This is a genomic window from Arthrobacter sp. Soil736 (assembly GCF_001428005.1).
Taxonomy (GTDB): Bacteria; Actinomycetota; Actinomycetes; order Actinomycetales; family Micrococcaceae; genus Arthrobacter.
This window is the reverse complement of the sequence record NZ_LMSB01000055.1, coordinates 1-5,294: the sequence shown is the minus strand read 5'-3', so window position 1 is coordinate 5,294 and position 5,294 is coordinate 1. Positions and strand designations below refer to the sequence as shown.

Below are 5,294 nucleotides of genomic sequence, written 5' to 3'. Positions count from 1 at the left end.
CTCAGAAATCGAACGCGGAAAACTCCACGACACCGCCCTAACAACCGCCTACCGGCAATGGCTTAACGCCGCTTGACGAGACATAGGAGCATCAAACAGCGATGATGCTTCTGGTCATTCATCGACCTGCTAGAGCGGGGCAGCATGACGCAGGTGGAGTTGCCTGAAGCTGCAGCGCAAGTCTCAGGGCCGGGGGAGGTTGTGATGGCTTCCGGAAGGTTCAGTCACGGCTTCGACAAATGTTTTGTTGCCACAGCTACGAAAACTTCCCCGGCCGAGCAACAATTACTTCCTTACGAAGGACACGTCGTCGCAGCGCTGAAATGGGCTGAACCCTACGTTTGAATGCCGAAGCCGACTCAGGGCAAGCCTGAGGCGAACCTCCGATAATTTCCCCTGTTACGCGGCCACCGCATTCCGCCGAACGTTGTCTCAAAAGCCGAGGGTTGCGAGACACGCAGAGCAGACAGACTCCGCACAGAGCGGTTTAGAGGATTCAGGTGTCGGACAACCCTGTATCTCAGGTGTTTGGACGGCGGATGGTAGCTATCTCGAGTTACAAGACGGAACATGCGATGACACCGGAGCCCGATCGTCTGGATGCAATCTCATCGGCAATATAGCGGGCCGCGAGACCACCAAATAGCCCTGGGCCTGACCCTAAAGCACGCGGCGGTGCGCGCTTTCCAACGCCACCACAACCGGTTATGCCGAGCCCACCCCGAATGGGCCGAAGAGCTGAAAATCGAGCTCGCAGACGCCACGGCCGTGCGGTTAGCACGCCTCATACACGCCCGGATCTCGGGAGATACCGTCGCGGTGGGCCCGGGAGCCAAGTCATTCACCGCAAAGCTGGACAGAGTAGCGGCAAAGCTAACTAGCGAGGGGCCGGCAGCAAATATCGTGGACGAGCGATTGATCCGGAACCTGCTCCGGAGTGAGTTTCAACCGTGAAGTTCGGGAACCTGAACGCTTGCATGGGAGATCTGAGTTCTGCCCTCTGCATCACCGGCCAAGCGCTCGAAACCGCAGAAGCCTTGGCCATCAACCCCGCCCGGTGCCAACCGCACCTCTGCCGCAATTCGGTAGTTACGACTGAACATCCACCGCACTGGGTGGCGGGCAACCATGCACCGCGCGAAAGCTCTGCTAGCCGAGTGGTATGAACTCGTGACCACCCGAGCCCCGCGAAGCAAGGAGTTTCGCAGGATCGAAGAACAGCTCGCCAATGAGAAAGCCAAGACACGGCGTCTGAGCGACAAGGTCCGGCAGCTCGAAGGACAGCTTAGTTCTGCAGTGACCATGTTGGAAATGCAGGCCATTATTTCAGAACCGAGCACCTCCTCGACGGTCAGCAGCATCAGCAGAAAACAGAACCCAGGGTCGTGACAAACGACTACGGCAGGACACCCCTATCAGGATCCGTCCGCGCACTCACTTGGGCCGCGGCGTTATCTCTGGCCCGCGGCCGACGACGGTTCCCGGTGGATGTTTAGGGTCGTTGCCTGCCCGTCATTGCCGTCAGCTTGGAAGCACCATCCGCGGCATCAATTGGCTTGGCCATCGACGCAGGGGAAGGGATAGGCTATGTTGCCATCATGAGCGAAGAATCGCCTTCCAGCCCTGCCGACAGCGACGCCTCATCCGGCTCTGGCCACGGCTGGCGTGAACAGTTTGGTGTCACCTCGCTGCTCAACACGATGGTCCGTGGCTACCTAATACCGCACGAAACCAACACCTTCTGGTACACGCTCGGCGGCGTTCTCGGCATTTCTCTTGCCTTGGAACTAGTCACGGGGGCCATCCTGGTGTTCGTGTACACGCCTGACGCGGCCACCGCGTATCAGACGACCAAGTCGCTGCTCGAAAGTGGTTGGTGGGCGCCCGTCCTCAACTTCCACTTCTACAATAGCTACCTGATTTTCGGACTGGTGATGATCCACATGATGCGCGTCTTCGTCAGCGCTGCCTATCGTGGTGCGAAGAAGGGTCTCTGGACCATCGGAGTCGCGCTGGCCGGGGTCGTCTTCGCACTCAGTGTCACGGGTGAGACCCTGCACTGGGATGAGCGTGGATTCGCAGTTCCGTGGCATGTCGGGGAGTTCTTTGAAGCCGTGGGGTTGGCCGGCGTATTTGACTACAGCCACAAGAGTCTGCTGGATGTCGCCTTTGCCACCCCGAAGCTGATCCAGCTGTATGCGCTTCACATCGTGATCCTGCCGGCGCTGCTTCTACTGCTAGTGGTTCTCCACTACTACCTCATCAAGAAGAAGGGGATCTCCCTGCCTTTCTGGCATAAGATCGGCGGCCGTAAGGATCCCTTCAGCACCCATATGAAGGCTTGGGCGATGTATGGTACGCCAATTGTCGGCGCTGTCGTGGTCTTGGCGTTCGTCTGGAATCGTGATCCTGGACCCGCGCCCCAGAACCTTCCGATCTCGCCTTACTTCGGCGCCGAGCACGGACCCGGTGGCTTGGGGGTGACCTCAACATTTCCGATCAGCTGGACGCACGGGATGAACCGGTTTGTCAGTATCGTCTTCAACATGGAGCCGGACATCTGGGGCACCGTGATAGCCATGGTGGTCATGACGCTGGCGCTTCTCCTCATTCCGCTCGTTGACCGTCCACGCACCGAGCCCCGCAGCTGGAAAGAAGCGTTCGATCTACGGACCCGTGGCTGGGCGTTCCTGCTGATCGCTGCATTCTGGGCAACCATGATCACAGGGATCGTCGTGAACCAGGTATCACCGGTCGGATGATCAGGCCGGTGCTTTTGGACAGAGGCCGCAAGTTCAGGCTGTGCCATGTTCGCAATTGACCTCCACCTCGCACTCACCTATCTGAGCGTGGTACCAATGGCTTTGGTCACCCTCGAGGGAGGCATCCGCGCGGTTCGAGCAAGAGCGCCCGGCAAATGGGCGGCACGGGGAGTGAATGCCATGTTGCTCTTGATTGGAGTCACAGCCGCGGCAGGGCTGGCCCTGCTTGTCCAAGGTCGCCAGCCCCATCGTTGGCTGCACCTGATGTATGCGTTTCTCGCGTTCGGCACTGTAGTCACTGCGGACACCATCGCGAGCAGATGGAGCATCCGAAGCCGCGCCTTAACCACGTGCGCCAGCGGGCTGCTCGGATCGGTCATTCTTCTTCGACTGTTTGCAATAGGCTGACTGACCTTAGAGCGGTGCTGTCGGTAACCGGCGTCCTTGATCGGCGCTGCTGGGCGGTTCTTGGACATGTTCGCCTATGCGTCTTCCCCTCAAGATCATGAGTGCTTCAGCCTAGAATGTCTGCTGCAAGTAGGTCTCCGGTCTGGACTTCGGAGGTGGGGATTTCAACGGTTTCGCCGCCGCGGATGACGACCGCGGCAGGGGGCGCGAGTTCCAGAAGGGTGCGGATGGCCTCGTTGGCTCCACAGCGGGCGCGCATTTCGAACCAGTGGCCCAGGAGGACGAAGGATGCCAGGACGGTGGCTGCTTCGTGGAACACTTCTCCGCCACCGGTGAGGGTGACCCAGACGCTGTAGAGCCAGCCGGCGCCCACTGCGATCGCCACCAGAATAGGGCCCGGTGATTACCATGCCGGTGGATGGATTCTGGACAGCCGCGGCCAGGACAGTGCGGGGAGCCTTCGTCCTTAGCCGGCGCGGCGGTCGGTGTGAGCTCATGTTCATCAGGCATGGCACGTCCTTTCGCGGCGGGGCGGGTAGGTTCGCCGTATATGCGCCCCCTCGGTCTGACTTGGTTGGTGCGATGACGCGGTTCAGGTGACGGTGAGCTGCGTGTACATCCCTGCGATATAGTGCCCGGGAAGGTTGCAGATGAGTTCATAGCGGCCGGGGGAAAGGGTGACCGTCACCCACCCGGCAGCGCCGGGGAGGATTCCTTGGCCTTCGCCTTCGGCGCAAGTGGCGGCGGCTTCACCGAGGCTGCCCGTTTCATCGATCTTCCCATCACCGCCCGTGACGCGTGTGCCGGCGATCTGTGTGCCCGGCAATGGAAGGATGACCATTTCATGGGCCAGACGTCCGGCGTTGGTGACCAGGAAGGCCATCTCACCGTGCTGAACGGTGGCCCGGTCCGCGGTCAGGCGCATACCTCCCACCCTCCGGGGGCCGCCCATCATCGGGCCTCCCATATCGGTGGCGGTGACGTTGATGACGGTGCCGGGCAGGGCCGGGGTGGTGCATGGGGCGGCAGCCGGGAACCCGAACCCGCGAGGAGTCGTGCCGCCGACTACGAGGGCCACGGCGACCAAAGACACGCTTGTCAGGATCAGGGTCGCGACGATTCCGAGGAGGACCTGGGCCCTGCGGGAAAGCCTGGTCACGGTCGGCGCCTCAGAGCGGCGCGGCGCGCGTTGAACTCCGTTTCGTCGATCTCACCCCGGGCGAAGCGCTCATTGAGGATACGCTCGGAATCATCGTGCGGTGGGCCGTAAAAACCTCGTCCTCCCCAGTGACTGCTGCGCAGCAGGAGGATAACCACCGTGACCACGCCTCCCCAGAACAGCAACATCATCAGCCCCATGGCGACCCAGCCGCCGATGCCCCAGCTTCCATCCCATCCGTACATCATGACCAAATTCCCTCCAGTCTGGATTGCCTGCCTGCGTCCAGTGTCGCTTGTTTCCGGTTCCTCCCATAGGGCACTTGGTCACTAGCCGACCACTCTCCTTTCAGTCGGCCACGCCGACTTCAATCCGGAGCTCAGCCGCCATGCCAGCACTCCCTCAGCGAGTGTTCGGCGGACACGGGATAAAGAGTTCAGTCAAGTCCGGCATGGCGGGGTATCCCGGATGACGCCGTGGTGACCGTCTTTGACGACCTGAAGCACCACTGGGATCGGGCCCTTTTGTGCCCGCATCTGGGCCGAGGTCATTGCCGCCGAAAAGGGAACAGCACCGCATGTGGCAGTCGGAAAGCGAGCCATCACGGCCGTTGAAGCTGACGGATTCTCGGGCTGGGTCGTCGCGTCAACCCTGAAGGAAACTGGAATCAGGGTCGAGGAGGTCCAGAAATTGACCCAGGTATCCCTGCGCCACTATGTCGCCAAGACAACCGATTCGATCGTTCCCCTGATCGCTCCCTCGAAAACGGACCAGGAGCGCCTCATTTCCGATGTCACCGGGAATGGTCAAAATCCTTGTGGACGTTCAGCGACGTGCCCGCGGCCCTACGTGTCAGGGTTGGGTGAGGCCAGCAACTCAGAGCAAGTCCGCCGTGTGATGTAGGGCGAGAACCAGGAACTGATTCACAATGTCCAGCCAATCTTTGATCGCCGTGCGCGACGATA

5 protein-coding genes are annotated in these 5,294 nt (G+C 60.7%); 2 read left to right on the top strand and 3 right to left on the bottom strand.

Annotated elements, in window-relative coordinates; genetic code table 11:
- Positions 1-1,170 precede the first annotated feature (1,170 nt).
- Positions 1,171-1,389, top strand: coding sequence for a hypothetical protein (locus ASG92_RS23275; protein WP_162256356.1), 219 nt, complete (start codon positions 1,171-1,173; stop codon positions 1,387-1,389).
- Positions 1,390-1,598: 209 nt separating this feature from the next.
- Positions 1,599-2,762, top strand: coding sequence for a cytochrome b N-terminal domain-containing protein (locus ASG92_RS23270; protein WP_157372444.1), 1,164 nt, complete (start codon positions 1,599-1,601; stop codon positions 2,760-2,762).
- 514 nt (positions 2,763-3,276) lie between these two features.
- Here the strand turns inward: ASG92_RS23270 and ASG92_RS23260 are convergent.
- The 3 genes from ASG92_RS23260 to ASG92_RS23250 all read right to left on the bottom strand — a co-directional run bounded on the left by ASG92_RS23260 (position 3,277) and on the right by ASG92_RS23250 (position 4,577).
- Positions 3,277-3,555 carry a hypothetical protein gene (locus tag ASG92_RS23260; protein WP_056634116.1) on the bottom strand — a complete coding sequence of 93 codons (279 nt, stop codon included), beginning with the start codon at positions 3,553-3,555 and terminating at the stop codon, positions 3,277-3,279.
- 207 nt (positions 3,556-3,762) lie between these two features.
- The gene (locus ASG92_RS23255) at positions 3,763-4,329 is read right to left on the bottom strand and encodes a sulfocyanin-like copper-binding protein (RefSeq protein ID WP_157372442.1); all 567 of its coding nucleotides are present in this window, start codon (positions 4,327-4,329) and stop codon (positions 3,763-3,765) included.
- Positions 4,326-4,577, bottom strand: coding sequence for an SHOCT domain-containing protein (locus ASG92_RS23250; protein ID WP_056634113.1), 252 nt, complete (start codon positions 4,575-4,577; stop codon positions 4,326-4,328). Before ASG92_RS23250 ends, ASG92_RS23255 begins: the two co-directional genes overlap by 4 nt.
- Positions 4,578-5,294 lie beyond the last annotated feature (717 nt).

Coding starts and splice junctions, on each gene's coding strand:
- ASG92_RS23270 (WP_157372444.1), top strand. CDS start 1,599: ATGAGCGAAGAATCGCCTTCCAGCCCTGCCGACAGCGACGCCTCATCC.
- ASG92_RS23250 (WP_056634113.1), bottom strand. CDS start 4,577: ATGATGTACGGATGGGATGGAAGCTGGGGCATCGGCGGCTGGGTCGCC.